Annotated in this window: 26 protein-coding genes and 1 tRNA gene; 14 read left to right on the forward strand and 13 right to left on the reverse strand. The window is 69.4% G+C overall.

Annotation, left to right across the window (positions count from 1 at the left end):
• The first annotated feature begins 7 nt into the window (after positions 1 to 7).
• Genes YWY_RS0112815 through rdgB form a run of 7 tightly spaced genes read left to right on the forward strand, consistent with a single transcriptional unit; the run spans position 8 to position 5,062 of the window.
• Positions 8 to 280: a MoaD/ThiS family protein gene (locus YWY_RS0112815; RefSeq protein ID WP_028847928.1), complete on the forward strand. Its 273-nt coding sequence runs from the start codon at positions 8 to 10 to the stop codon at positions 278 to 280.
• Positions 281 to 282: 2 nt separating this feature from the next.
• Complete coding sequence (locus YWY_RS0112820) at positions 283 to 1,245, forward strand: PLP-dependent cysteine synthase family protein (protein ID WP_028847929.1); 963 nt, start codon at positions 283 to 285, stop codon at positions 1,243 to 1,245.
• 53 nt (positions 1,246 to 1,298) lie between these two features.
• Complete coding sequence (locus YWY_RS21865) at positions 1,299 to 2,006, forward strand: rhomboid family intramembrane serine protease (protein WP_038045058.1); 708 nt, start codon at positions 1,299 to 1,301, stop codon at positions 2,004 to 2,006.
• On the forward strand, positions 2,003 to 2,815 hold the full coding sequence (gene murI, locus YWY_RS0112830) for a glutamate racemase (protein ID WP_028847930.1): 813 nt from the start codon (positions 2,003 to 2,005) through the stop codon (positions 2,813 to 2,815). Before YWY_RS21865 ends, murI begins: the two co-directional genes overlap by 4 nt.
• 42 nt (positions 2,816 to 2,857) lie before the next feature.
• Positions 2,858 to 3,640 (forward strand): MBL fold metallo-hydrolase, encoded by a 783-nt coding sequence (locus tag YWY_RS0112835; protein WP_028847931.1) that lies wholly within the window; start codon positions 2,858 to 2,860, stop codon positions 3,638 to 3,640.
• Between the two features lie 10 nt (positions 3,641 to 3,650).
• On the forward strand, positions 3,651 to 4,451 hold the full coding sequence (gene rph, locus YWY_RS0112840) for a ribonuclease PH (RefSeq protein WP_028847932.1): 801 nt from the start codon (positions 3,651 to 3,653) through the stop codon (positions 4,449 to 4,451).
• Positions 4,448 to 5,062 carry an RdgB/HAM1 family non-canonical purine NTP pyrophosphatase gene (rdgB, locus tag YWY_RS0112845; protein WP_028847933.1) on the forward strand — a complete coding sequence of 205 codons (615 nt, stop codon included), beginning with the start codon at positions 4,448 to 4,450 and terminating at the stop codon, positions 5,060 to 5,062. The genes rph and rdgB overlap by 4 nt, the downstream gene beginning before the upstream one ends.
• Before the next feature lie 57 nt (positions 5,063 to 5,119).
• On the opposite strand, the gene bcp is transcribed toward rdgB, so the two are convergent.
• The 4 genes from bcp to YWY_RS24925 all read right to left on the reverse strand — a co-directional run bounded on the left by bcp (position 5,120) and on the right by YWY_RS24925 (position 7,173).
• On the reverse strand, positions 5,120 to 5,596 hold the full coding sequence (gene bcp / locus YWY_RS0112850; protein ID WP_028847934.1) for a thioredoxin-dependent thiol peroxidase: 477 nt from the start codon (positions 5,594 to 5,596) through the stop codon (positions 5,120 to 5,122).
• Positions 5,597 to 5,672: 76 nt separating this feature from the next.
• Entirely contained in the window at positions 5,673 to 6,233 is a 561-nt protein-coding gene (locus tag YWY_RS0112855) for a hypothetical protein (protein ID WP_028847935.1), read from the reverse strand.
• Between the two features lie 210 nt (positions 6,234 to 6,443).
• Positions 6,444 to 6,620 (reverse strand): hypothetical protein, encoded by a 177-nt coding sequence (locus YWY_RS24310; protein ID WP_169725247.1) that lies wholly within the window; start codon positions 6,618 to 6,620, stop codon positions 6,444 to 6,446.
• A gap of 361 nt (positions 6,621 to 6,981) precedes the next feature.
• Entirely contained in the window at positions 6,982 to 7,173 is a 192-nt protein-coding gene (locus YWY_RS24925) for a hypothetical protein (protein ID WP_028847936.1), read from the reverse strand.
• Positions 7,174 to 8,502: 1,329 nt separating this feature from the next.
• Here YWY_RS24925 and YWY_RS0112870 point away from each other — a divergent pair.
• The 5 genes from YWY_RS0112870 (at position 8,503) to YWY_RS0112900 (ending at position 16,480) form a co-directional block, all read left to right on the forward strand.
• A complete protein-coding gene (locus YWY_RS0112870) occupies positions 8,503 to 12,516 on the forward strand; it encodes an NACHT and WD repeat domain-containing protein (protein ID WP_051310200.1) in 4,014 nt (1,337 codons plus the stop codon).
• Positions 12,517 to 12,796: 280 nt separating this feature from the next.
• Positions 12,797 to 13,126, forward strand: a complete 330-nt coding sequence (locus YWY_RS0112875) for a hypothetical protein (protein WP_211227528.1) — start codon at positions 12,797 to 12,799, stop codon at positions 13,124 to 13,126.
• 336 nt (positions 13,127 to 13,462) lie between these two features.
• Positions 13,463 to 13,828, forward strand: coding sequence for a beta/gamma crystallin domain-containing protein (locus YWY_RS0112885; protein ID WP_051310274.1), 366 nt, complete (start codon positions 13,463 to 13,465; stop codon positions 13,826 to 13,828).
• Between the two features lie 684 nt (positions 13,829 to 14,512).
• Positions 14,513 to 14,887: a beta/gamma crystallin domain-containing protein gene (locus YWY_RS0112890; protein ID WP_028847940.1), complete on the forward strand. Its 375-nt coding sequence runs from the start codon at positions 14,513 to 14,515 to the stop codon at positions 14,885 to 14,887.
• A 915-nt stretch (positions 14,888 to 15,802) separates the two neighbouring features.
• The gene (locus YWY_RS0112900; protein WP_028847941.1) at positions 15,803 to 16,480 is read left to right on the forward strand and encodes a metal-dependent transcriptional regulator; all 678 of its coding nucleotides are present in this window, start codon (positions 15,803 to 15,805) and stop codon (positions 16,478 to 16,480) included.
• On the opposite strand, the gene YWY_RS0112905 is transcribed toward YWY_RS0112900, so the two are convergent.
• The 5 genes from YWY_RS0112905 to YWY_RS0112925 form a co-directional block, all read right to left on the reverse strand.
• Entirely contained in the window at positions 16,473 to 17,360 is an 888-nt protein-coding gene (locus YWY_RS0112905; protein ID WP_028847942.1) for a metal ABC transporter permease, read from the reverse strand. The two genes, YWY_RS0112900 and YWY_RS0112905, sit on opposite strands and share 8 nt — an antisense overlap.
• On the reverse strand, positions 17,357 to 18,292 hold the full coding sequence (locus tag YWY_RS0112910; protein WP_028847943.1) for a metal ABC transporter permease: 936 nt from the start codon (positions 18,290 to 18,292) through the stop codon (positions 17,357 to 17,359). Before YWY_RS0112910 ends, YWY_RS0112905 begins: the two co-directional genes overlap by 4 nt.
• Positions 18,289 to 19,086: a metal ABC transporter ATP-binding protein gene (locus tag YWY_RS0112915; RefSeq protein ID WP_084609232.1), complete on the reverse strand. Its 798-nt coding sequence runs from the start codon at positions 19,084 to 19,086 to the stop codon at positions 18,289 to 18,291. Before YWY_RS0112915 ends, YWY_RS0112910 begins: the two co-directional genes overlap by 4 nt.
• The gene (locus tag YWY_RS0112920; protein WP_028847945.1) at positions 19,083 to 20,042 is read right to left on the reverse strand and encodes a metal ABC transporter substrate-binding protein; all 960 of its coding nucleotides are present in this window, start codon (positions 20,040 to 20,042) and stop codon (positions 19,083 to 19,085) included. Before YWY_RS0112920 ends, YWY_RS0112915 begins: the two co-directional genes overlap by 4 nt.
• Before the next feature lie 484 nt (positions 20,043 to 20,526).
• Positions 20,527 to 20,609, reverse strand: a tRNA-Leu gene (locus tag YWY_RS0112925).
• 142 nt (positions 20,610 to 20,751) lie between these two features.
• Between YWY_RS0112925 and YWY_RS0112930 the strand changes: the two genes are divergently transcribed.
• On the forward strand, positions 20,752 to 20,979 hold the full coding sequence (locus YWY_RS0112930; RefSeq protein ID WP_028847946.1) for a DUF3618 domain-containing protein: 228 nt from the start codon (positions 20,752 to 20,754) through the stop codon (positions 20,977 to 20,979).
• Between the two features lie 127 nt (positions 20,980 to 21,106).
• Here YWY_RS0112930 and YWY_RS24700 read toward each other — a convergent pair whose 3' ends face one another.
• Together YWY_RS24700 and YWY_RS21880 are read right to left on the reverse strand one after the other, a co-directional pair.
• Positions 21,107 to 21,622, reverse strand: coding sequence for a hypothetical protein (locus YWY_RS24700; RefSeq protein WP_245566664.1), 516 nt, complete (start codon positions 21,620 to 21,622; stop codon positions 21,107 to 21,109).
• A gap of 126 nt (positions 21,623 to 21,748) precedes the next feature.
• Positions 21,749 to 22,408 carry a TetR/AcrR family transcriptional regulator gene (locus YWY_RS21880; RefSeq protein ID WP_245566665.1) on the reverse strand — a complete coding sequence of 220 codons (660 nt, stop codon included), beginning with the start codon at positions 22,406 to 22,408 and terminating at the stop codon, positions 21,749 to 21,751.
• Between the two features lie 87 nt (positions 22,409 to 22,495).
• On the opposite strand from YWY_RS21880, the gene YWY_RS0112945 reads away from it, so the two are divergent.
• Positions 22,496 to 24,013: a flavin-containing monooxygenase gene (locus tag YWY_RS0112945; RefSeq protein ID WP_051310202.1), complete on the forward strand. Its 1,518-nt coding sequence runs from the start codon at positions 22,496 to 22,498 to the stop codon at positions 24,011 to 24,013.
• Positions 24,014 to 24,053: 40 nt separating this feature from the next.
• Here YWY_RS0112945 and YWY_RS0112950 read toward each other — a convergent pair whose 3' ends face one another.
• Both YWY_RS0112950 and YWY_RS0112955 read right to left on the reverse strand, forming a co-directional pair.
• Positions 24,054 to 24,521, reverse strand: coding sequence for a helix-turn-helix domain-containing protein (locus tag YWY_RS0112950; protein WP_028847948.1), 468 nt, complete (start codon positions 24,519 to 24,521; stop codon positions 24,054 to 24,056).
• A gap of 729 nt (positions 24,522 to 25,250) precedes the next feature.
• Positions 25,251 to 26,687: an LCP family protein gene (locus YWY_RS0112955; protein ID WP_028847949.1), complete on the reverse strand. Its 1,437-nt coding sequence runs from the start codon at positions 26,685 to 26,687 to the stop codon at positions 25,251 to 25,253.
• Between the last annotated feature and the right edge of the window lie 115 nt (positions 26,688 to 26,802).

The raw sequence follows: 26,802 nt of genomic DNA on the forward strand, positions 1-26,802 counted from the left end.
GTAACCCATGGCCGTCACCGTGTCCATCCCCACCATCCTGCGAACGCACACCGGGGGGCAGAAGTCCGTCGAGGCCAGCGGCAGCACCGTGCTCGAGGTGATCGACGACATCGAGTCGCGGCACAGCGGCATCAAGGCCCGCCTGGTCAAGGACGACAAGCTGCACCGGTTCATCAACATCTACGTCAACGACGAGGACGTCCGGTTCGCCGGCGGGCTGGAGGCCAAGGTCAACGACGGCGACACGGTCACCATCCTGCCCGCGGTGGCGGGCGGCTGATCGTGGGCCGCTACGCCAGCCTGCTCGACACCGTCGGCTCGACACCCCTGGTCGGGCTGCCCAAGTTGTCCCCGGACACGGGGGACGGGCCGCCGGTGCGGCTGTGGGCGAAGCTGGAGGAGTACAACCCGACCGGGTCGATCAAGGACCGGCCTGCGCTGGCGATGATCGAGGCCGCCGAGCGTGACGGCAGGCTCACCCGCGGCGCGACCATCCTGGAACCCACGTCCGGCAACACCGGGATCGCCCTGGCCATGGCCGCCAAGGTGAAGGGTTACGGCCTGGTGTGCGTGATGCCGGAGAACACCTCGGAGGAGCGCAAGCAGCTGCTGCGGGCGTTCGGCGCGCGCATCGTGTACTCGCCCGCCGCGGGCGGCTCCAACGAAGCGGTCCGGGTGGCCAAGGAACTGGCCGAGCAGAACCCGGACTGGGTGCTGCTGTACCAGTACGGCAACCCGGCCAACGTACAGGCGCACTACGAGGGCACCGGCCCCGAGCTGTTGAAGGACCTGCCGGAGATCACCCACTTCGTCGCCGGGCTGGGCACCACCGGCACGCTGGTCGGCGTCGGCAGGTACCTGCGCGAGCACAAGCCGGACGTGCAGATCATCGCGGCCGAGCCCCGGTACGGCGAGCTGGTGTACGGGCTGCGCAACCTCGACGAGGGGTTCGTGCCCGAGCTGTACGACGAGCAGGTGCTGACCGGCCGGTACTCCGTCGGTGCCTACGACGCGCTGCGCCGCACCAGGGAGCTGCTCGAGCTGGAAGGCATCTTCGCAGGCATCTCCACCGGTGCGGTGCTGCACGCCGCGCTGGCCGCGGCGGAGAAGGCGGTGCGGGCCAAGCAGCGGGCGGACATCGCGTTCGTGGTCGCCGACGCGGGCTGGAAGTACCTGTCCACCGGCGCTTACGTGGGTGCGCTGGACGAGGCGGCGGCCAAGCTCGACGGCCAGTTGTGGGCCTGATACCCGGGATTTTCCCCGAGGCGGGCCGCAACGGGCGCTCGTAGCCTGGAGTCATGAGCACACCGCCGCTGCCAGGGACACCGAGCACCACGACCGGTGCGAAGCGGGTCGACAAGTCGCGTCGGGTCCTTCCGCCGAACCCGAAGGCCGCCGCGCTCGTCGCGGTCGGCTTCACCGTGCTGCTGTACCTGATCGAGCTGGTCGACGTCGTCCTGCCCGCCAACCTGGACGCGGGCGGCATCCAGCCGCGGGAGGCCGACGGCCTGCTCGGTGTGCTGTTCGCGCCGCTGCTGCACGGCTCGTGGGAGCACCTGGCGGCCAACTCGATCCCGGTGCTGTTGTTCGCTTTCCTGACCATGGCGGGCGGGATCGGGCAGTGGATCGCCGTGTCGGCGACCATCTGGCTGATCGGCGGGTTGGGCGTGTGGCTGATCGGCCCGCCGGACACCGTGCACATCGGCGCGTCCGGGCTGGCCTTCGGCTGGCTGGCCTTCCTGCTGGTGCGTGGCATCTTCAATCGGGCGCCCGGGCAGCTGGTGCTGGCCGTCGTGCTGTTCCTGGTCTACGGCGGGATGCTGTGGGGCGTCCTGCCCGGTGCGGCGGACATCTCCTGGCAGGGGCACCTGTTCGGCGCGCTCGCCGGCGTGCTGGCCGCCTGGCTGGTGGCCAAGGCCGACCGGTCCATGGGCAAGGCGGGCCCGTCGGCCGGGGCGTCGACGCCGCCGGCGCCGCCGTTGCCGCCGGGTAACCTGGCGGCGTGAACCGAGCCGCTCCGATCGGGATCTTCGACTCCGGCGTCGGCGGGCTGACGGTGGCCCGCGCGGTGATGGATCAGCTGCCCGCCGAGCGGGTGCGCTACATCGGCGACACGGCCAACAGCCCGTACGGCCCGTTGCCCATCGCGCGGGTCCGTGAGCTGGCACTGCGCAGGCTCGACGAGCTGGTGGACAGCGGCGTGAAGGCGCTGGTCATCGCGTGCAACACCGCGTCGGCGGCCTGTCTGCGCGACGCCAGGGAGCGCTACGACGTGCCGGTGGTGGAGGTCGTGCTGCCCGCGGTGCGGCGTGCCGTGGCGGTCACCCACACCGGCCGGATCGGGGTGATCGGTACCGAGGGGACCATCCGCTCGCGCGCCTACGACGACGCGTTCCACGCGGTCAGCCACGTGCAGGTGACCAGCGTGGCCTGTCCCCGGTTCGTCGACTTCGTCGAGCGCGGCATGACGTCCGGCAGGCAGGTGCTCGGGCTGGCCCAGGGCTATCTCGAACCGTTGATCTCCGCGGACGTCGACACGCTGGTCCTCGGCTGCACGCACTACCCGTTCCTGACCGGTGTGCTGCAGATCGTGATGGGGGAGAAGGTCACGCTGGTGTCCAGTGCGGAGGAGACGGCCAAGGACGTCGTGCGGGTGCTCACCGAGCAGGATGCGCTGGCGCCGCCCGGCGACACGCCGCCGGTGCACGAGTTCACCGCGACCGGTCCGCAGGAGCCGTTCCAACGCCTGGCCCGCCGCTTCCTCGGTATTCCGGCCGGGCTGCCCGGCGAGGCGGTGTTCGCACCGTCACCGTGACGGCGCGTTCGCTTTCCGTACCGGCCGTGGCATGGTGTCTGCATGCGGCTGACCATCCTCGGATGCTCGGGGAGCGTTCCGGGGCCCGGCACCAACGCTTCGGGTTACCTGCTCGAGGCCGACGGGTTCCTGCTCGCGCTCGACCTGGGTAACGGCACCGTGTCCGCCCTGCAGCAGCTACGTGATCCGTTCGCACTGGACGCGTTGCTGCTGTCCCACCTGCACCCGGACCACTGCGCGGACTTCGGGGCGCTGACCGTCATCCGGCGCTATCACCCGGAGCGGCTGGCCGCGGGACGGCCGCAGCGGCTGCCGGTGTACGGGCCGGAGGGCACCGAGCAGCGCCTGATCAACCTCTACGCGCCGGACGAGCGGGAACGTGCCGAAACCGACCTGTCCGACGTCTACACGTTCGCACCGCTGCCGACCGAACCGGCGATGATCGGCCCGTTCGAGGTGCGGGCCGTCGAGGTGGCTCATCCCACTCCGGCATACGGCGTGCGGATCAGGCACGGCGGAACCACGTTCGCCTACACCGGTGACACCGGCATGTGCCCGGCGCTGGACGAGCTGGCCGCAGGTGCCGACGTGCTGCTGGCCGAGGCGACCTGGACGCACGCCGACGACCGTCCGCCGGGCATCCACCTGTCCGGGGTCGAGGTCGGCAGGCTGGCCCAGCGTGCAGGGGTCGGCCGGGTGCTGATCACGCACATCGCCCCGTGGACCGACCCGGCACGGATCCACGCCGAGGTCAAAAGCGAGTTCCCGGGACCGTCCGACATCGTCGTGCAGGGTGCGAGCTATGACCTTCGGCCACACGGCTAGGGTGCAACACGTGGCACGAGCAGATGGCAGGGCAGACGACGAACTCCGCCCGGTCACCATCACCCGCGGCTATCAGAAGTGGCCAGCCGGGTCGGTGTTGATCGAGATGGGCAACACACGCGTGCTGTGCGCGGCGAGCGTGCTCGAAGGCGTGCCGAAGTGGCGTGCGGGATCCGGCTCCGGCTGGGTCACCGCCGAGTACTCGATGCTGCCGTCGGCCACCACCACGCGCAGCGACCGGGAGTCGGTCAAGGGCAGGCTCGGCGGCCGCACGCACGAGATCTCCCGGTTGATCGGCCGATCGCTGCGCGCGTGCATCGACCTCGACGCGCTGGGCGAGAACACCATCGTGATCGACTGCGACGTGCTGCAGGCCGACGGCGGGACTCGTACCGCGGCGATCACCGGGGCCTACGTGGCGCTGCACGACGCCATCACCTGGCTGGCCGCTGCCGAGCGCCTGATCGACCCGCAGCCGCTGGCCAGCGGCATCGCCGCGGTCAGCGTCGGCGTGGTGGACGGCCGGATCAGGCTCGATCTGCCGTACGAGGAGGACTCGCGCGCAGAGGTGGACATGAACGTGGTGGCCACCGACTCCGGCACGCTCATCGAGGTGCAGGGCACAGCGGAAGGCGCGACGTTCACCCGCTCGACGCTCGACGGCATGCTGGACCTGGCGCTGGCCGGGTGCGCCGAGTTGAGCCGTATCCAGGCCGAGGCGCTGGCCGAGCCCTACCCGGGTGAGCTGCCCGAGCCGCCGTCGAAGCAGTCCGGCAAAGCGTTGAAGAAGGCGGCGAAGGCGAACAAGTGAGCGAGCAGACGCGGCTGGTGCTGGCGACCCGCAACGCGCACAAGCTCGCCGAGCTGCGGCGCATCCTGGCCGACGAAGGGCTTTCCGGGGTCACCGTGCTCGGCCTGGCCGACGTGCCGGAGTATCCGGAGTCGCCGGAGACGGAGCCCACGTTCGAGGGCAACGCGCTGATCAAGGCGCGTGACGCCGCACGGGCGAGCGGCCTGCCCGCGGTGGCCGACGACTCCGGATTGAGCGTCGACGCGCTCAACGGCATGCCCGGTGTGCTGTCCGCGCGCTGGTGCGGCAGGCACGGGGACGATTGGGCCAACCTCGAGCTGGTGCTCGGCCAGCTGTCCGATGTGCCGGACGAGCGCAGGGGCGCGGCCTTCGTGTGTGCGGCGGCCCTGGTCACGCCCGACGGCCACGAGACGGTGGTGCGCGGTGAGTGGCCGGGCACGATCGCCCGTGCGCCGCGGGGCGCCAACGGTTTCGGCTACGACCCGATCTTCGTGCCCGCCGGATCGACGTCGACGGCCGCCGAGCTGGCACCGGCGGCCAAGGACGCCCAGTCGCACCGCGGGCGGGCGCTGCGGGCCCTGCTGCCGCGGTTGCGCGAGCTGCTGGCCTGAGCGCCGGGAGGCTGCCGTCCTGCGCCGATGGGGCCACGGCACCCGGCGGATGGCGGCTCAGCCGGCCAGATCCAGCTTCTTCAGCAGCGAGGCCACGTGACCGGTGGCGCGCACGTTGTACCGGACCTCGGCGAGCGTTCCGTCCGGCGCCACGACGAACGTGGAGCGGATGACGCCCTGGACGATCTTGCCGTAGTTCTTCTTCTCACCGTAGGCGCCCCACTGGCGCATCACGGTCTTGTCCGCGTCGGACAGCAGCGGGAAGGTCAGTCCTTCCTTCTCCGCGAACGTGGCCAGTGCCTGCTGGCTGTCCGGCGAGATGCCGAGCACCTGGTAGCCCGCGTCGTTGAGCAGCGACAGGTTGTCGCGGAAGTCGCAGGCCTGCTTCGTGCACCCCGTCGTGCCTGCGCGGGGGTAGAAGTAGACGATCACGTGCTGGCCGGCGTAGTCGGACAGGCTGACGTTCTTGCCGGTGCTGTCGGGCAGGGTGAAGTCGGGGGCCTTGTCGCCCACCGCGAGTTTCGCGTCGGTCACGGCCCCACCCTAGCCGTTCCAGGCGGCCGCGGAACGCGACGGCGCCGGTTGTCCACCGGGCAGGACGATGGCCGGGTCAGCTCTCCACCGGGCCGGAGAACTCGACGATGGCGCGCTGCTGCGGGCCGATGCGGACCCGCAGTCCCGCCCTGGACGGCCACTCGTCGCTGCCGTAGGCCAGCAGGACGGTGATGGAGCGCGCGGGCGGCAGCTGGGTGCTGACCCCGCGCAGGCCCGGGTAGCCCTTGGTGGAGTCGATGATCTCCTCACCGGCCGGATGGCCGTTGACCGAGGCCTCCAGCCGCAGACGGGCCATGTCGTAGGGCTTGTCGGTGCCGTTGTGCACGGTGAGCTCGAACGACACCGCGTGCTCGAACTGCGGGCTCGCCGTGGCGCTCGGCGTGAACGCTTGCGGCGCGGAGACCGTCACCGAGACGCCGTTCGGGTAGGTGTAGGCACGGCCGAAGACCGGCGTCTGTGTCGCCGGTGCGGCGGGGCGGCCGCTGTCGCCTGAAGCGGTGGGCGAGGCGCTGCCGCCGTTGGCCGGATCACCCGCAGCGTCCAGCCCGCATGCCGCGAGGGAAATCGTCGCGGCCAGTGCGAGCCAAGCTGCGGCGAGTCTCCGCCGGGTGGTCACAGGGCGCTCCTTCAGCAGCCGCCACGGGGCGGCTCGGCAAGGGTCGGTCGGACGGGCTCGTCACCCGCCGATCCACTTTGCTGCACGTGCAGCTGCGCGCGCGAGCGGATCCGCTGACCGAGTCGGACCTGGTGTGCTGCTGTGGCCAAGCCGTAATCGCCGATGCGCGAAAAGTGAGACCGCTCACCCCGGAACGGGCATGTCCGGCGGTCACGCGGCGAGCGCGAACAACAGGATGAACAGCCCGAGGGCGAAGATCCACCCCACGAAGATCCAGCCGAACGCACGCCACGGCTGCACGACGCCGCTGTCGTCGCCGGGTACGTAGACGCCGCGGTCCTCGAACCATTCGATGAGATCGAGCACCCACCGTAACGGGTTGGCCATGGTGCGTAGCGTACCGACGGCGGCCAGACGGACGCAGCCGACGAAAGCGTGCTGTGACCGGGCGGGAAAGAAACGGGAAAGAAAGAGGCCCCCGGCGCCGAGGGGGGAGGGGGCGCCGGGGGCGAAAGCACCGGCCCTGGGGGTCGACCGGCACCACGAGAGGGTACCCGATCCGGCCGCGGATGCTGCCAAGGATCACCGTTTTTTCGCACAAGCAGGTGCATGTGCAAACGGGCGTGCGGACAGTCTGTCTTGTGAGATGCATCGCGTGTACACCTCTGAGCTGCGGTTTTGTTCCGGCTCGTCATGGGCTCGGTCGACATGGCCGACGTGTCGAGACGAAATTGTGACCAACGTCAACTCAAACCGGCGCGCCGCGGCACGGGCTTTCGTGGGCGCCCAACTCGTCGATGATCGTGGGCCAGTCGAACGCAGCGAGCCCGTCGGAGCCTCGGTGAGTCACGGCGTCGGGGTCGACGAACCGCACTCCGGCACGGGCCAGCCGCTCGATGCTCTCCCGGTACGCCGGATGACGGCGCAAGGCGCTCTTCACACACGGAGCGGCGACGATGGGGACGCCCGCGCCGAGCAGTGCGCACAGGACGCCGACGGCAACCGTGTCGGCGAACCCGCCAGCCCACTTGTTCAGTGAGTTGAAACGTGAGCGGTACGGCGAGCACGGCGTCGGCCTTGTCGAGCGGGTCCGGCTCCGCCGGGCGGATCCAGCCACTGCGCAGCCGTCGGGCTCAGGATGACGGCCACGGTCCATCCCCGTTCCTGCAAAGCCGTGATGGGCCGGGCGAGCTCACGTACTGGCGGGGCGGCGGTCGCAATCAGGTAGACGCAGCGATCGTCGGTCACCTGTCCGCTCCAGCACGTCATGCCAGGCCGCGGTGGCCTGGCATGACGTGACGCCGTTCTCGCCCAAGCAGATCGACGATCATGGATCTCACCTCAGGGCTGTTTCGCACCAGTTCGGGTGCTAGGCGCTCCGCGTCCAGCAGATTGATCACTGCACACGGATCCTCGTTCAGTTGGATTCACCCACGGCGCATGCATGGGCAGAACGATGCGTCCGCGATGCCAGACCATCGTGCAGGACAACGCACGGAAGGCCCGCCGACATTCAGCAGCTCCAGAGCGATGGCCGCATCGTGATCGATGACTGCTCGACAGAGACGAGCAGGGATGAGCAGGATGCTTGTTCCGAGTCAGGCGAGCGGGCGGGCGAAGAACGAAGGCGTGCGGAGAGGTCGCAAGCGTTGACCCAGGCGGCATCGACGACCTGATGCTCGGCTGCGGCCCGCCGGGCGGTGCATGGCCAGTGGTCTCGACGTTCATGGTCTTGGAAGGTCAACTGAAGACTGGTCCGCTGCCGAGTGCTGACGTGCTGCACGCCTACGGGCAGTATGTCGTCCGACTTGGCGCGGCAGTCGTCAGTTACGCCGAGGAGTGCATGGGCGCCCCAGCTGATCAACAGACGAGGACCTTTCCGGCTGCAGGGGACCTCGGTGTGTGGCCGACATGATCTGCTGTGGGAACAACTCCACCCGTCGCGACGTCGATCGCGCTTCACACGAGTGTGTCTGTGGTCTTGCTCGTCGTGCGGTCACGCTGCACCCGGCGCTGGTGCGAGATCAGACCCGGAACAAGGACTGTGGTGCTGGGCAGGCCCCCCAACCCTGCCCAGCACCACAGGCCGACACGCGGCCACTGCCGCTCGGTCGCGCTCCCCATACGACCGGTCGGCGGCCCCCGTCTCGGCCGCAGCACGCAGCCTCGCGCGCGGGCGGTTTCAGCTGAAGTGCACCAACCGCCCGAACGCGTAAAATGCCTGCTTGCAAGCTTGGAAACGTTTTCCGGTCCGGAACGGTAGGGGCAGGTGACAGGTTCGGAACTGGCCACCACGCCCCGCGCACGCTTCGCCGAGCGGTTCGCTCTGCTGTACGCCGAAGCCGGGAACCCGCCGTTGAAACGGGTGACCGAATCGGTGCACCGAGCACGGCGGCTGGACGAACGCGGGCGTCCGGTACGAGTGACCGCGCAGCGCATCAGCGATTGGCGTCGTGGCCGCAACGTGCCCGCGCGCTTCGCCGGCCTGGCGGCGGTGCTGCAGGTGCTCATCGGTGAAGCACGCAAGCGCCGCGCCGAGCCGGTCCTCGACGGTCTCTACGACCTCGCCGCCTGGCAGCAACTGTGGCGGGACGCGCTGGCCACCCCGACCGGCGCCGCTGCGGCGGCCGAGCGCAAGGACGACGGGACCGGGCAAGCGGTTGCGGACGAAGGAGTATGCCCCTATCGAGGCTTGGCGCCGTTTCGGCAGTCCGACAGCGAGTGGTTCTTCGGCCGCGAGCGCAGTACCAAGCAACTGATCGGCAGGCTCCGGCGAGCCGCGGACGACGGCGGGTTCGTCGTCGTGGTCGGTGCGTCCGGCGCGGGCAAGTCGTCGCTGCTGCGTGCCGGACTCGGTCTCGAGCTCGCGCCGGGCACCCTCTCCGACGGGCAAACCGTGGCGTGGCCGGTGGTGACCGTGACGCCGGGACGCGCCCCGCTGAAGGAACTGGCGAACGTCGTCGACGAGCTGGCCGATCCGCTGAAGAAGGCCGACTCGGCCCTGGCTGACGGCGACGACCCGGCCACCGAGCAGTTCGCCGCCGAGGTGCGCTGCGCGGTGCGGGCGTTCGCCGAGCGCAAGGGCGGCCAGGGCGCGGGCGTCGTGCTCGTGGTCGACCAGCTTGAAGAGCTGTTCACGCTGACCGACGACGAGGACGAGCGGGTGCTGTTCCTGCGGGTGCTGCAGGCGATGTGCACGCCGAGCCCGGGATTCCGCGCCGAGCCCGCGCCCGGCTTGGTGGTGCTCGGGGTGCGCGCCGACTTCTACGACCGCTGCCTGCGTTACCCGGCGATCGTCGAAGCCACCCACGACAGGCAGCTGGCGCTCGGCGCGATGACCGTGCAGGAGCTGCGGGACGCGGTGATACGGCCGGCCAAAGCGGTCGGCCTGCAGCTGGAACGGGGCCTGGTCGAGCTGCTGCTGGCCGATCTGGGCGCGCAGGTCGCCCCGGCCACCCCCGGGCGCCGCACCGCGGGCTACGACGCCGGGGCGCTGCCGCTGCTGTCCCACGCGCTGCTGGCGACCTGGCAGCGGCGCAGCGCGGGCAAGCTGACCATCGCGGGCTACCGGGCGGCGGGTGGCATCCACGGCGCGGTCGCCGCGACGGCGGAGCGGACCTGGGATTCCCTGGACGCCGCCGAGCAGGCCGCCGCGCGGCGCATCCTGTTGCGCCTGGTGCAGGTCGGGGAGACCACGCGTGACGTCCGCCGCCGGGCCACCCGCGCCGAGCTGCTGGCCGGAATCGACGACACCGGCACCGCCCGCGCGACCGAGCGTGCGCTGGAGTCGCTCGCGGCCGCCCGCCTGGTGACGCTGGACGCGAACGCGGTGGAGATCAGTCACGAGGCGTTGCTGGAGGCGTGGCCACGGCTGCGCACCTGGATCGACGACAACCGCGCCGAGAACGTGCTGCGGCAGCGGCTGGAGGCCGACGCGCAGGCCTGGGACGACCAGGGACGTGATTCGTCGCTGCTCTACCGCGGGGCCCGGCTGGAGTCGGCCATGCGGTTGTCCGAGGACGAGCATGCGGTCCAGCCCACTCCGGTCGCCAGGGCGTTCCTGGCCGCGTCGGCGCGCACCGCGCGGCGCAGCAGGTGGATCCGGCGCGGCGGTGTCGCCCTGGTCTGCGTGCTGGCGCTGATCGCGGCGACCGCCGCGGCGATCGCGATCGACCAGCGCAACGAAGCCGAGTACCAGCAGCTTGTGTCCGCGTCCGACAACCTGCTGACCACGGACCCGTCGCTGGCCGCTCAGCTGGCGCTGATCGCGCACCGCGAGCGGCCGGACGACCCCGTGGTTAACGGTCGCTTGCTGGCCATGCAGCATGCACCGCTGGCGACCCCGCTTCGTGGCCACAGCGCGGCGGTCTACCTCGGCAAGTTCCGGCCGGACGGGAAGGTGCTGGCCACCGCCAGCGAGGACCGGACGGTGCAACTGTGGCGGCTGCCCGACGACGGCGACCCGGTCCGCCTGGGCGAGCCGTTGACCGGCCATCGAGGCTGGGTGGGTGTCGCGCTGTTCACCCCGGACGGCCGCACGCTGGCCACCGCGGGCGAGGACGGCACGATCCGGCTGTGGGACGTCCGCGACCCGGAACACGCCAAGCAGCTCGGTGAGCCGCTCGACGGCCACCACGGCATCGTCTACATGATCCACTTCAGCCCGGACGGCAAGCTGATGGCGTCCGCGCACGGCGACGGCTCGGTGCGCATCTGGGACGTGTCCGACCCGGCGCACCCGCGCTGGCGGCAGGACCTCACCGGGCACACCAGGGCGGTGCGATCGGTGGCGTTCTCGGCCGACGGAAGCCTGCTGGCCAGCGGGAGCGACGACCACGACGCACGGTTGTGGCGGGTGCGCGACGGCAGGCTGTCGGCGCTGGGCGGGCCGTTGCGCGGCGCGTCGGACAAGGTGCACGCCACGGTGTTCAGTCCGGACGGCGAGACGCTTGCGGTGGGCGTCGAGGACGGCACGGTGCAGCTGTGGGACGTGCGCGACCCGAGCAAGCCCGAACCGATCGGCGGCCCGCTGTCCGGTCACGAAGGCCTGGTGTGGGAGCTGTCGTTCAGCCCGGACGGCCGTATCCTCGCCTCGGCCAGCTCGGACGGGACCGCGCGGTTGTGGAACGTCGCCCGCCCGGAGCGCGCCGGGCCGCTCGGGCGCCCGCTGGCGGCGGCCAGCGGCATCGTCTACGCCGTGGAGTTCAGTCCCGACGGCGAGCACCTGCTGACCGCCAGCGAGGACGGGATCACCAGGCTGTGGGCGCTGCCGCCACGGCTGCTTCCGGCGCATGCCGACGGGGTGGCCTCGGTCGCGGTCAGCCCGGACGGCGGGCTGCTGGCCACCGGGGGCGCGGATCAAGCGGCCCAGCTGTGGCGGGTGGGGCCGGACCGCCGCCCGCGGCCGGTGGGGCCGTCGTTGGCCGGACCGCGCGGCGTGGTCGGCCACCTCCAGTTCGACCCGAGCGGCACGTTGCTGGCGGTCGGCAGCGACGACGAGCAGTTGCAGCTGTGGCGGGTCGCCGACCCGGGCTCGCCGGAGCCGGTCGGCAGGCCGCTGGAGGGCAGCAGCGGATACTTCAGCCGCGACGGCAAGGTGCTCGTCGTGGTGCGGGGCAGCGTCCTGCGTTTCTACGACATCACCGACCCGGCGGACCCGCAGCCGGTGAGCATGCTCGACACGGGGCAGGCGACGTACGTGACGTCGGCGGCGTTCAGCCCGCGCAAGCCGATCCTGGCGACCGCCGCGTTCGACAAGACGGTGATGTTGTGGGACGTCAGCGATCCGGCGAACCCGCGCCGGATCGGCAAGCCGTTGCGGGCGCACAGCGGACCGGTGTGGGCGGTGGCGTTCCGTCCCGACGGTGCGGTGCTGGCGACGGCGAGCGGTGACCGCACCGTGCGGCTGTGGGACGTCCGGAACCCGGACAGTCCGACGGCGATGGGCGCGCCGCTGCGCGGTCATGCCGACGGGGTCACGGCGCTGGCGTTCGGGCCGGACGGGCAGCGGCTGGTCACCGGAAGCTACGACCGGACGGTGCGGATCTGGACGTTGCCGAACCGGGGCGCGATGTCGTTGCCCGGGCACAGCGGCATCATCGAGGACGTCGCGATGACCGGCAGCGGGGAAGCGGTTTCCGTGAGCAGCGACGGGACCGCGCGCCTGTGGGATCTGCGGGTTTCGCGCAGCGTCGCGCGCATTTGTGCGAAGACGGGCTCGGTGCTGACGGAAGCGGCCTGGGCACGGTACGTGCCGTACCAGGACTACGACCCGCCGTGCTGAGGTCGCCCGGGTGAGGGCACGGGGCCGCCGGCGATGTCGTGATCACGTCGCCTCGCGGCGGATGTGGCGGGGGCACAGCGGCACCAGTCAGGACTGTGCAGACCTCTCGTGAGATGGAGGTCGTTCGGGAGGGCTCGGTTCCCGTTCGGCCATGACTGATCGGTAACGCGACTTCGACTCAGTACTTTGAGTAGCCGAAAAGCTACTTCATGTCAGCATTCGATGCTGCTGTGTGGATGGAGTGTGGGTGAAAAACTTCTTTCGGCGTTGTGGAGCGTTGGTGGCTGCGGCGGTGACGGCGGCTGTGGTGAATCCGGGTACGGCCGCCGCGATCGACCAAGTGCCGTGCAACAACAACGAGTTCGTGCGTATCGAGATACATCACAGTCTGTGGCCCCCCCGGGAAACCTACTGGTGTTTTGCCAATGGTGGCGAGGTGACGTGGTCATCGTCCCAATGGTGGGTGACGCAGATCTGGACCGGGAACAATCGTGTTCAATGGTTCGGCGACGGGCGGTGGCAGCCCGCGCAGCCGATCAACAAGTGGACCACGATGCGGTGGCCGAATCATCCCGGCGGAGTGCGCATCAACGGCATCAGAATCGTGTGACGATGTGACTTGCTGACGGCACCCAGGGGCGGCGATGCTGCGCCGGACTCGTGTCCGCGAGTGTGGCGAAGCGCGGGCTGCAGAGCTGGTGCAGCGCCGGCCCTGAGTGGACGCACCTTGCCGCCGGTCGTCGCTCCCGCGCCGGACTCGTCAGGGCACGCCGACGCTCCGCACCGGGTGGGACAGCCGGTGAACGGATGCGGTTGGCGTTCCGGGTCGATGGTTCGATCGTGGCCGGCTGGTTCTCGCCGGCAAGGCTGACCGGCGCGGGGACCTTTCTCAGTATTGCGTGAATTTGGCTGACGGATGGACCTGTTCGGTCCATGGTACTGTGTGATGGAGTTCGGGGTGAAAATTTTCCTTCGGCGTTGTGGTGCGTTGGTGGCTGCGGCGGTGACGGCTACGGTGGTGAATCCGGGGACGGCTGCCGCAATCGACCAAGTGCCGTGCAACAGCGATGAGTTCGTTCGTGTCAGGATGCACTATGAGAACCAAAAGGACAGGGACTACTGCTACGCGAATGGCGGCGAAGAAATTTGGAATGGCCGTTGGTGGGTGACGCGGATCTGGACCGGGAACAACCGCGTTCAGTGGTTCGGTGACAGTCGCTGGCAGCCCTCGCAACCGATCAACAAGTGGACCACGATGCGGTGGCCGAATCACCCCGGCGGAGTGCGCATCAACGGCATCAGGATCGTGTGACCCGCTGATAGGCGGCCGAGGCGGGCGGACCGGGTGAGCCCGCGGCATTGGCTGGGGACTTCACCCGGTTCCTTCCCCTTGGATCCGGTCGGTGATCCGGTGGGCTGACGGTGCTCGATGCGGGAGGCGAGATCCGGAGCCGGACGGCGCGGTGCCGGCCGACGGCCGGCGGTGGCCGCACGCCACCGTCAGGATGCGGAGTGCGATCCGGAGCACTTCTCCGTGCTGATCGTCGGCCGGGGCGCAGCGACGGCATGGTGCCCCGGTGTTCGGTCCGGGTCCGTCGACTGGACACCGGGACGATGACTCGGTGCGCACTCGTTTGCTGTCGACGCGGTGCGCGATGTTCTGCGCGTCATGCCGGGGCCATCCCAGGGCATGGCGGCTTCCCGCAGCCGGTGAGCAGCGACGGCACGGCCAGGCGGTGGGGTCCGGTGTCATGTCGCTTGACTGGCACGATGTCTGCTTTGGCTATTATGTTGTCGATCGAGTGGCATTTGTCGAATCGCGATTGCGGATAGCGAGAATTGACGACTGTTCGCGTTTGCTGTCGCCGGTCGATGGGATTCGACGTTCGTAGGATGCCGGGTCATTCAGTGGTCGTGCTACGCTTTGCCGTGTCGCTCACCATCCGATTCCTGTGTGGGTGGGCGTTACTTCTTTGGTCTGTGACACGGAGATTTCATGAACTTTCTTCGTAAATTGGCAGGTGTGGTTGCCGCCGTGGTGGCTGCCACGTTGCTGAATGCCGGCTCTGCTGCCGCCATCAACACGGTTCCGTGCCCGCCGGGACAGCAGGGAGAGTTCACTCGGGTGTGGATGCACCCGACGGGCCGTCCGGACAGCCAGTGGTGCTTCGCCAACGGCGGGACGTACTGGATCCCGCCCGACGAAGTCGCCGACAGGTATTGGGTGACCAAGATCTGGACGGGCAACAACCGCGTCCAGTGGTACGGCGACGGCAGGTGGCAGCCCGCGCAGCCGATCAACAAGTGGACCACGATGCGGTGGCCGAACCACCCGGGCGGCGTGCGCATCGAAGCGATCCGTATCGTGTGACGTCGGCCTTGTGGTCGTCCGCGGATGATGCCGCGGGTGAGCAGGCGGGGTACCCGGCGATGCCGGAAGTGCCCCGCCTGCTCTTCGTTGCTGGTGCGTTCGTTGGTATGGTCTCCGGGCTTTCCTGAATACCGGCTGACGATCCGGAAACACCTGGTCCAAGTGCCGGGAAGTTCGGGCAAACATGGTGCCCTTTCGGACCTGACTCACCGGTAACCGAGCGACAGTGATATCGGGTGGCGACTGAGTGCGCCGGTCGGCGTGATGAATTTTGTTTCCTGGGCCCGGTCTGCCCGCAGAATGACGATGTCGGAGTTCGAAGCCGGCGACGGTTTCCGGTAATGGATGTGATCGCCGCCTGATCGCTCACGGTGTGCAGGCGGTACCGCTGCCGCAATCAGCCGGGTGCCGTGCAACTACCGAGGCAGCAGTCAGTCGGGTGCCGTAGAACGACCCGATGGTTCGGGGGCGTCGAATCGTGCAGGTCCACCGGCCTTGCGCACCTGTGCTGCTGCCGTGCGAACGGGAGCGATCGCGTGGGGCGGCAATCGGTTGGGTCACCAAACCCAGGCTGCTACCGCGTCATGCGACTCGGTAACGCGGGTAGCGGCCCGGTCGGCCGAGCACCACGGGACGTCCATCTGGCCCGGTCATCCCGGCGCGCACGCAGTGAAACGGGATCGCGATGGCCTGACGTGGACCGGCCGTCGGCCATGCCGCAGACGGATGAGGCCGTCACGAGCCCGGATTCGCGGCTGCACCGGCCGGTCCGCGTTGCTGTCGGCTGCTGCCGCGGAGCGCCTGATCGGTGTGCCGGCTCAGGAGGTGAATGGCGAGGTGAGCGGCGGTCGCGTGCCGTCGACCGGACGTGCTGAGTTCGCCTGGTCGTCATGTGCTGTTGATAGCCTGAAACCCATGTCGGTGTCCGCGCTTTCGGCGAGCAGTCAGAACTACCTGAAAGCGGTGTGGAGCCTCGGGGAATGGTCTGACGAACCCGTCACCGCATCGACCCTGGCTGCGCGTGTCGGTGTCAAGCTGTCGACGGCCTCGGACGCCATTCGCAAGCTCACCGAGCAGGGCCTGCTCGAGCACGCCCGCTACGGCGCGGTGGCCCTGACCCCGGAGGGGCGGGCGCACGCGGTGGCCATGGTGCGCAGGCACCGGCTGATCGAAGCCTTCCTGGTCGAAGTGCTCGGCTACCGGTGGGACCAGGTGCACGACGAGGCCGAGACGCTGGAACACGCGGTGTCCGACTTCCTGATCGAGCGCATCGACGAGCACTTGGGGCACCCGGCCCGCGATCCGCACGGCGACCCGATCCCGCGTGCCGACGGGACGGTGGAGAAAGTGGACGCGGTGTCCCTGAGCGACTTCGGGCCCAACAAGCGGGCCCGGGTGGAACGCATCGCCGACGACGACCCCAAGCTGCTGCAGTACCTGGCCGACAACGGCATCGGCTATCGGACGATCCTGCGCACCCGGCCTGCCGCCCCGTTCTCCGACACCGTCGAGGTCGAGGTGGAAGCCAGCGGCGCCGTCCTGCCGCTGGGCCGCTCGGCCACCGACGCCGTCTGGGTTTCCCAGCTCAGCTGACCGGCGCCGGGGTGCGCCCGGCGCGGCGGCGATGCCGCAGGTGCCGCGCCAAGCGCGACGCGACGTGCACGGCGACGAAGATCAGCCCGAAGAAGACGGCCATCCCGGCGCTGGTTGCGGCGTCGAGCAAGTACGCCAGCCAGAATCCGGCCAGTGCTCCGGTCACGGCGATCACCGCGGTCGACATGATCATCGTCGGCAGCCGCCTGCTGAGCAGATACGCGGTGGCCGGCGGGACGATCATCAGCGCGATGACCAGGATCGCGCCCGCAGCGTGGAAGGCCGCGGTCACGGTCAGCGAGACGACGAACATGAAGGCCGTGTTCACCACCCCGGTGCGGACACCCACGCTGGCGGCGAACTGCGGGTCGAACGTGGTGACCTTCAGCCGCGAGTAGCTCACGGCCAGGAACGCGCAGTCGAACCCCAGCACGGCGAGCATCACGTAGAGGTACGTGGGCCCGATCGAGACTCCGCCGACGGTGAGCTGGTCCCACGCGGCCAGGTTGAGATCGCCGACCAGCACTGCGTGGGTGTCCAGGTGGATGTTGGCGAAGTTGGTCGTCACCAGGATGACGCCTGCGCTGAACAGGGCAGGGAAGACCAGGCCTTGCGGGGCGTCGCCGGTGAGCAGGCCGGTACGGCAGAGCCATTCGCTGCCGACGGCCACCAGCAGCCCGGCGAGTGCGGCACCGACGATCAGCAAGGGGGACTCCAGGTCACGGGTGAGGAAGTACCCGACCACGATGCCGGGGAGCACCGCGTGGCTGATCGCGTCGACGAGCATCGAGTCCTTGCGCAGCACGACGAACACGCCGGGCAGCGCACAGGCGAGCGCGGTGACCACGGCGAGCAGGGCGGTGCCTGCGACGAAGGTCATGTGTTCGCTCCTTCGCCGGTCAGCTCCCGCTTCAGTGCGGCCCGTGCCCGCCGCCTGGACAGCACGGTGACGACGATGCTGCGGCGCGGCGAGGCCAGCAGCGAGACAAGGAAGATCGCGAACAGGGTGAGCACGATCAACGGGCCGGTCGGCACGGTGCCGAGCAGGATGGACAGCCAGGCGCCGACCCCGCTGCCCACCGCGCCGAAGGCCGCCGACAACCACACCATGCCGCGCAGGGTGCGAGTCCACTGGCGAGCGGCGGCAGGCGGGGTGACCACGAAGGCGACCATCAGCACCAGCCCCACGGCCTTCACCCCGATCACGGTGGCGATCACGATCGTGGTGAACATCAGCGTGTCGATCACGCCTGCCCGGAATCCCAGCGCGGTGCTCTGGTCGGGGTCGAAGGTGCGAAGGGCGAACTCCTTCCAGAACAGCACCATCAGCCCGAGCGCGAGCATGCCGACCACGAGGCTGGTGACGAAGTCGGCGGTGGTGATGACCGAGGCGTTGCCGAACAGGTAGTCCTGAATGCCGCCCTTGCCGGGGAACTCGCCGTTGGCGATGATCCGCAACAGCAGCATGCCCGCCCCGAAGAAGACGGTCAGGGCCACGGCCATCGCAGTGTCGATGCCGACCTTGGACGTGCGCGCGACGTGGTTGGCGAACGCCACGGCGATCGTTCCGGCCAGCACCGCGCCCGTGATCAGCACGAGCATGCTGCGCCCTCCGGTGCCGGCCACGGCCACCGCGGCCAGGAAAGCCACGAGCGTGCCGGGCAGCGCGGCGTGTGCGATGACGTCGCTGATCAGCGATTGCTTGCGGAGATAGGCGAAGCTGCCGAGCGCACCGGCGACGAACCCGATGGTCACCGTTCCGGCCAGGACCATCCGGTAGGTGTGGTCGGCGAAGAACTCGAGCACGGTCATGACACGAACGCCAGGGAGTCCAGGAAGCCGTCGTCGTCGGTCACGTCGTAGGTGGTGCGGATGGCCTCCTTGGTGAAGGCGTCCGCAGCCGGCCCGGAGGCGACGACGCGCCGGTTGAGCAGCGTGACGTGGTCGCAGTAGTCGCGCACCGTCATAAGGTCGTGGTGCACGATGACGACCGTCTTGCCCTGTTCGCGGAGCGTGTGCAGGACGCCGACGATGGCTTGCTGGCTTTTGGCGTCGACGCCCTGGAACGGTTCGTCCATGAAGAACAAGTCGGGGGACTGCACCAGCGCGCGGGCGAGGAACACCCGCTGGCGCTGCCCGCCGGACAGCTCGCCGATCTGCCGGGACGCGAGGTCGGCGATGCCGGTCTGGGCCATGGCCGCCATGGCCCTGGCCCGTTCGGCCTTGCCCGGCCTGCGCAGCCAGCCGAGCGAGCCGTACGTGCCCATCAGCACCACGTCCTGGACCGTGGTGGGGAAGTCCCAGTCCACGGTGGCCGACTGCGGCATGTAGCCGACGCGCTGCCGGACCTTGGCCAACGGGCGGCCGAAGAATTCCGTGGTTCCGGTCAGCGGCTTCACCAGGCCCAGCATGGCCTTGATCAACGTCGACTTGCCCGCTCCGTTCGGGCCGACGACGCCCATCACCACGCCGCGCGGAACCCGGAGGTCGACGTTGCGCAGGATCAGCTCGTCTCGGTAGGCCACAGACAGGTTCCTGGTCACGCAGGCGTACTCCGCCTGGCCCTGCGCGAGCACGTCTTCGTGCGACGTCGACGCGATGGTCATGCCTCCCCCTTCGCCAGGGCGTCCGCGATCGCGCGGGCGTTGTGGCGGAACACGCCCAGGTAGGTGTCGACGCCGGGCTCGACGCCGAGCGAGTCGGCATAGAGCTCTTCGCCGGAGATGGTGGTGTGCCAGCCCAGTGCCCGGACGGCCTCCTGCAGGCTGGTGATGGCCTGCGGGTTGGCCTGGTTGTCCTGGAAGATCACCGGAACCCGGTGCGTGGCGATCAGTTCGGCCAGCTGCGACAAGTCCTCGGCGCTGAGCACGGCGGCGGTGGACACGAAGTCGGTGGCGTGGACGCGCAGGCGGTAGGTCCTGCCGAAATAGTTGAACGCGTCATGCGCGGTCACCAGTATCCGTGGTTCGGGCACGCCGGCGAGCAGCTTCTCGGCTTCGGCGGCCGCGTCGGCGATCTCAGCCTGGTATCCGGCGGCGTTCCGCCGGTACTCGCCCGCCCTCGCCGGGTCGATCTCGGCGAGCTTGTCCGCGATGTAGCCGACGACCAGCGACCATGCCTCCGGGCTGTTCCAGACGTGCGGATCGTGCAGCGGATTGCCGTGCGCGTCGGTTTCCGGCAGCCGCAGCAGCAGCCGCTCGGGCAGCAGCTCGGCCACGGCCAGCTGCTTGTCGCCGAGGCTGCGGAGCTGGTCGGCCATGTGTGCTTCCAGGCCGAGCCCGTTCCACAGCACCAGATCGGCGTCCTGGAGCTGCTGGATGTCCCTGGTGGACGGCTGGTAGGTGTGCGGATCGCCGCCCGGGCCGACCATGGTCACCACCTGCGCGCGGGGGGCGACGTTCGCCACCGCGTCGGCGAGGTAGCCCGTTGTCGCGTAGACCGTGAGCCCGCCGTGCCCGGTGCGCCCGTACGCACTCTCCGCGAAAGCCGCGCACCCGGTCAGCGTCAGCACGGCGCAGGCCACCGCGACAAGTGCCGCGATGACTCGGGAACGCCCTGACATGCGACGCCTCTCGGTCCGTAGAACTCGTTTGTTTGACGAGACGTAGTTTTAGAGTTTAGCAAGTGCAACTGAAGCTTCGTGTCGTCGAAATCTCGGTGTGAGCTACAGCGAATTTCCGCGTGCACGGGCGCTGGTCGCGAGCCTGCCGGGAACGAGCGGCATGTGGCCCGTGGCAGCAACCCGCTGGAGACCGTCACGGCAGCCAGGGCAACGCGATGTCCGGTTGCGGCAGCCAGGGCAACGCATGCCCGGTTGCTGTCTCCTCGGCCTCCGCGCGCGGTTGCCCGTCCGGCGAGCTGCACCGTGAGGCGGCCGGCTCACCCAACCCGGCCGCATCCACCAGCGCCGTGACCGGGCGGGCAAACCGCATGCCGCGAGCACGGAGCTGCCACGGCCGCGAACATCCGCGCGGATCGGCCACGATGTGCCGGGAAAGGGAAGGGGCCGGGACAGCGCGCCGGTTGCGGCGCACTCGCTGACCGAGTGCGGGAGGTGGGATTCGAACCCACACGTCCGAAGGACACGGCGACCTAAACGCCGCGCGGCTGCCAATTACGCCACTCCCGCGTACCCTCCTCATGCTAGATCACCGGTCGTGCGGTGGACGCGCCGCCGACACGTGCGTCCCTGCCGAGGCAATGGGGTGCCGGTGATCTAGCCTGTCGGTGACCGGCGACGGCCGGAGGCCGGCACGAGCTGAGGAGGTTACGTGGTCCGCGATCAGGAAGCGATCGAGCGAGACATCGAGAGGGCGCGGGAAGCGCTCGCGGAGACCCTGGACCAGCTCGGCACGAAGGCGAGCCCGAAGCGGCTCGCCGAGAACGCCAAGTCCTCCGTGCGGGCCACGCTGGACCGGCCCGCGGTGAAGTACTCGCTGATCGCGGCCGGCGCCCTGATGGTGCTGCTCGTCATGCGCAAGCTGTTCCGCCGCGGCTGACATCGGCGCGGTGAGCGGCGCCGTGCCGGCATGCTGCCCGCGCACGGTGTGACAGCCGGCCGACGCCGGGTGCTCGGCGGGCCTGGCTGTCGGGGGTCCTGTCGGACCCTGGTGCTCTGTCGTCGCCTCAGGCGTGGTTGACGGCGGCGGACACCGGCGCAGCGCCTTCCGGTTCGCCGGAGTCGGGCTTCGCCTGCGCCTCCTCCTCATGCGTCCGGGCGCCTGGCCGCCCCGCGGATGCCCGCTGGCCCGCCTGCGCGGCAGGCGGCTTGCGCTCGGTGACCTTCGCAGGCTGCTGGGGGACCGATGCCTCGTCGCGCTCGTCGGCCGCCGGCGCCTGGCCCGGCGAGGCGCTCTGCTCGGTGGCGCCACTCGCCTGATCGTCGGCCTGCGCAGCGGTGCCGTTGGCCCGGCCCATGCGCGCCTCGAGATAGGCGGCGGTGAAATGCAGGGCGCTGCCGTTGAGCAAGTGCACGACGGTGCGCTTCTCGGCATCGGGGGCGAGCTGCTCGGCGAGTTGATCGGCCATGTCGCGGGCCGCGATGATGCCTGGTGCGTGTGCGGTGAGCGTCTTCCCCCGCCCGCTCACGGTGATCGTCCAGTCGGCGTCGTCCTGGACGTATGTCGCTGTGATGGCCTCCATGTCCCCACCCCCTTCTCGTGCAGTGTGGGTCACTGACGAGAGAGCTGCCGTCCGAACTCATGACGCGGAACGAGAAACAACCCGGATGGCCGATACCCGGTTACGCCAAGTAGCGGCCCCTGAGCGCTACGCACGGTCACCATCACTGTCCGTGTCCCCAGCGCCCAGGGCGGATAGTCCTCCCCAGATCACGTTCCATGCGTATTGTGTCGCGCGTTCGGGTGAGACGCCATGGTGGCGATCACACCATGCAGCCAGGCGTTCGCATCCGCCCACGATGATCTCGGCCGCGACCTCGATCTCGTCCTCCGTTGTGTACGGAGCGTAGTGACGGAGGTAACGCATGTGCAGCTGAGTTTGCTGGCGGCGGATCGTTTCGACCTCCTCTGCCGCCGCCGGACCGAGGGCGCCAAGCTCCTGGCGGAGCAGCGACCAGGCCTGTCGTCGCTGCGCCATGAACGTGAAGTAGGCCAGCAGCCCCTGCCGCAGTGCATCCTCGGCCGAGGACGCGTCGGCCAGCGCCTGTTCGACGGTCCGGTGCAGCTCGGTCCTGGCGTGGCGCAACGCCGCCACCAGCAAGCCTTCTTTCGAGTCGAAGTACTCGTACAGCATCGGCTTGGAGACGCCGACCCGTGCGGCGATGTCGTCCATCGACGCGGCGAGGAAGCCGTGTTCGGCGAACACTTCCACGGCGACGGCGATCATCTGCTGCTCGCGCTCCGCGCGCGGCATGCGCTTGCGTTTGCCCTCCTGCGAGGACATGCCGTGCTGGGACGAGGAAACCATTCCCGCACTCTATCCGGTACAACTTACTTCCGGTAAGGTGAACCGTCGGTAACACCTTTGGCATGGGATCGAGGACGGAGGCCGGGAATGACCGCACCAGGCGCGATCGAGGAGGCAGGCGCGACCGAACGCGCCACCGTGGTGATCGTCGGCACCGGGTTCTCCGGCCTGGGAATGGCCATCCAGCTGCGCAAGGCGGGCCGGGACGACTTCGTCATCCTCGAGAAGGCAGACGACATCGGCGGCACGTGGCGCGACAACACTTACCCGGGGTGCGCGTGCGACGTGCAGTCGCACATGTACTCGTTCTCGTTCGAGCAGAACCCCGACTGGTCCCGGTGGTTCTCCGGCCAGCAGGAGATCTGGGCCTACCTGAAGCGCCTGGCCGACAAGTACGACCTGTGGCGGTTCATCCGCTTCGGCCGGGAGATGGTGAGCGCGCGCTGGGACGCCGACGAGGGTCTCTGGTCGGTCCAGGACACCGCGGGCCGCACCTACCGGGGTCGCTTCCTGGTCAGCGGGGTCGGGGCGCTGCACATCCCGAACATCCCGCGGCTGCCGGGGATCGAGCACTTCCAGGGCACGGCGTTCCACTCGGCGAACTGGGACCACGACTACGACCTCCGCGGCAAGCGCGTCGCGGTGATCGGCACCGGTGCCAGCGCGGTGCAGTTCGTCCCCGAGATCGCGTCACTGGTGGGCAAGTTGACGGTCTTCCAGCGCACGCCGCCATGGGTGCTGCCGAAGCCGGACCGCCCCGTCCCGCAGTGGATGCGGACGATGTTCCGCACCGTGCCGGGCGTGCAGCGGCTGGTGCGGGCCGGCCTGTACTGGATGCTGGAGGCCAGGGCGGTGGGGTTCAACGGGCACCCGTGGCTGCTCAAGCTCGCGTCCAAGATCGGCGAGCGGCACATCGCGAAGGCCGTCAAGGACCCGCAGCTGCGGGCGAAGCTCACACCGGACTACGTGATGGGCTGCAAGCGGGTGCTGATGTCCAACGACTACTACCCGGCGCTGGCACGGGACAACGTCGAGGTGGTCGACAGCGGCATCGCCGAGGTACGTGCGCACAGCATCGTCGACGGGGCGGGCGTCGAGCACGATGCCGACGCCATCGTCTACGGCACCGGCTTCCACGTGACCGACGCCTTCGACCACCTGTCCATCGTCGGCGAGGACGGCCGCGACCTGGCCAAGCAGTGGGCCACCCACGGCATGCAGACCCATCGCGGCATCTGTGTCGAGGGGTTCCCCAACCTGTTCTTCCTGCTCGGTCCGAACACCGGCCTCGGGCACAACTCCGTGGTGTTCATGATCGAGGCACAGATCCGCTACGTGCTGGACGCCATCCGGCTGGTCGAGTCGAACGGTGCGCTGGCGCTGCGGGTGCGCCCGGAGGCCCAGGAGGCGTTCCAGCGCGACATCCAGCGGAGACTGGCCAAGGGCGTGTGGAGCACCGGCGGCTGCACCAGCTATTACCTGGACGCGCAGGGGGTGAACCGCACCATCTGGCCGGGTTTCACCTGGCGCTACTACCTGCAGACCCGATCGGTCGACCCGAGCGAGTTCGAGCTCGTCCAGCCAGCGGCCGCGGCGGTCCGCTGAGTCGCAGGCGCTTGCGGGCCGCATGCGCCTGCGCCCGTGCCTACCGGCTGTCGCCTACCGTGAACAGCTTCAGGCGGTCCAGCAGTGCGTCCGGGGACAAGCCGCACAACGCGGCCATGTGCTCGATCGCCGCCCGGTTGAGGCGCACCTGGGCGTTCGCATGCGGCTGGGCCAGCCTGTCGGCCGCCCAGCGGCGCAACGGGAGCAGCTCCGGCTCGTCGGTGACGGCCACCTTGGCGAGGTCGACTTGCACGTCGCCGGGCGCGAACACCGCCCGGTCCACCCGCGCCAGCAGTTCGTGCGGCTGCTCGCCGAGCGCCACGCAGATCTCCGTCAAGCGGACGACCGAGCACTGCCTGGTGCCGAGTTCGTACGTCGCCAGCGTCTGGAGCGAGATGTCGCTCTGCAGGCGCTCGTTGAGCTGCTTGCGGGTCCAGCCACGGCGTTTCCGTAGCAGGCGCAGTTCCTTGCCCAACGTCTGCTGATAAAGCTCGCCATTGACGTGCACGGCAGTGAGATGCAGGCGCTGGAAAGGCATGACGCGAAAACGGCGGGGGATCGTGTGCGTTCCGCCATACCGGTGAGGTGTCCTGCGCAGCGCGGGCAGAACAAGGCCTGACGGTAGAGCCAGCCGATCGCGCCGATCCACTGACGCGCGGACTCCGGCCCCGTTCCCGGCGGCACCGGTTACCGCCGGTCATCAGACGCTACGGAGCCCGTCCCTGAGATGTCGGTGCCTGGCTGGCGACGCGCTGGTTGGTGTGGTGTGTCCGGTTGGGTCGTGGGTGTCGGGGGTGGTCGGCTGGTGGGGGCTGGCTGGCCGGGGACGCGGCTGGTTGATGCACTGCGCCTTGTTCGGAGCCGGGTGGTGGCACCGTCCGGCTGGCGGGGCGCGGTGGGGGCGATCGATTGGTGCCGGATCCGACCGGTGGGCCGCGGTGCGTTCAGGCGCCGGGTGTTGGGCTGGACTGTTCGTGGCGCGGCGGTGCCCGAGGCATGGCTGGCGGTCGGATGCGGCATCTTTCGTCTTTCGGTTAATGGGCGCCGCAGACCGGCCGACTCGCCCAGTGCGCCGCCGCCGGAACATCGGAAGCGAGCGGGCAGGGGGTGCGCCAGTCCCGCTGCCACCAGGGGCCGCGAGGTCGGCTGGCTCGTCAGGATCGCCGAGGCCTCGCCGATCGACGGCGAGCGGTGCCGACAGGCGCGCGGTTTCTGGTGGCCAAGCAGGCGAGCCCGATCAGTACACGCAGCGGATGCCGTCGGCCGTGATCGGCTTGTCGTCATCGTCCTGCTGCTGTTGTGCCGGCCGCAGCTGGGCTTGTTGCACGGCGCCCTGCGTCTGGCTGCCGCCGCCCACCGTGTGGCCGCCGCCATCGGTGGGGTAGTCCGCCCCGATCAGAACGTGCACCTGGCCGGGACCGAGCGCCTTGTCCTCCTGCAGCCGAGCGGACACCGGCAGCGCGTCCACCACCATCTGCCCGAACTTCTGCTCGCCCGGCGCGTGCTTGACCACGGTGACGTCCTGCGGCGGGATGTCCCCGGTGGTGCCGGTCTTGAAGCCGAGGCTGCTCAGCTTCTCCAACACGCCGGCGGCCAGGCCGGTGACGCCGACGCCGTTCATGGCGCTGACGGTCACCTGGGCGTGCGCCGGATCCGGCTTGTCCTTGACCTTCTTCTTTCCGACCCCGGACAGGCTGGCGATGAAGTCCTGCACCTCCTGCGGGTCGACCTCGAGCGCCATGCCGTCTTCCGGCGTGGTGATGTCGCCGCGCACCGGGATGGTGGTGAACTGCACCTGGCCGCCGCTGAGGCCGCTCATCTGCTTGGCGAAGTCCAGGATGTCCCAGCCCTCGTTGAGCACCACCGACTTCTTCAGCGCCTCGGCCAGCTTGGACAGCTTCTCCGGGTTGCTGAGCGTGCCTGCCGAGATGACCTTGCGGGCCAGGCCTGCCATGAACACTTGCTGGCGCACCACCCGGTCCAGGTCGCCCCGCGGCAGGCCGTGCCGTTGCCGCACGAAGGCCAGCGCCTTGACGTCGGAGATGATCTGCCTGCCCGCCGGGAAGTCGGCGCCCGACTTGTCGTCCTGCGTGGCCTGCTTCAAGCACACCTCGACGCCGCCGACGGCCTTGGTGATCTCGTAGAAACCCAGCAGGTTCACCGACGCGTAGTTGTCGATCTTCCGGCCGGTGAGCTCCTCCACCGTCTTGATCAGCAGCTTCGCGCCTGCCTGGTTGGACTTGCGGTAGATCACCTTCTCGTCGGTCTCGCCCGCTTCGCGCAGCTCTCTGGCCTTCACCACCTTGGCGCGGCCGTAGGCGGAGTTCAGCTTGTGCATGCCGTAGCCGTCGGCGATCTCCACGTAGGAGTCCCTGGGCAGCGAGATCGCCACCGCCTTGCTGCCGTCGTTGGGAATGTGCAGCAAGATCATCGTGTCGGTGTTGTTCTCGCCTTCGTCCTTGCCCGCCTTGAACTTCTTGAGCAGCTTCTTCGGCAGCGAGTTGCCCTGCGCGTCGGTACGGCTGTCCATGCCGACCAGCAGGATGTCGCGCGAGCCGTCGGCGGGCAGCGGGCCGGGATCCTCGCCGGCGATGACGTCGTAGGACTCCATGTCGGAGAAGTCCTGCAGCCCTTCGTATGCGTAGCCGGTGACGGCGATCAGCAGCACCGACACCAGCCCGACGAGGATCTTCGTGGCCAGTGCGAGTACGTTGGGTCGGCGCTTCTTCGTCGGGCGGCGGGGCGCCGGCCGGCTGGGCGGGCGAAGTGGCGGCTGCCCGGCCGGGCGA

Source organism: Thermocrispum agreste DSM 44070 (genome assembly GCF_000427905.1).
GTDB classification, from domain to species: Bacteria; Actinomycetota; Actinomycetes; order Mycobacteriales; family Pseudonocardiaceae; genus Thermocrispum; species Thermocrispum agreste.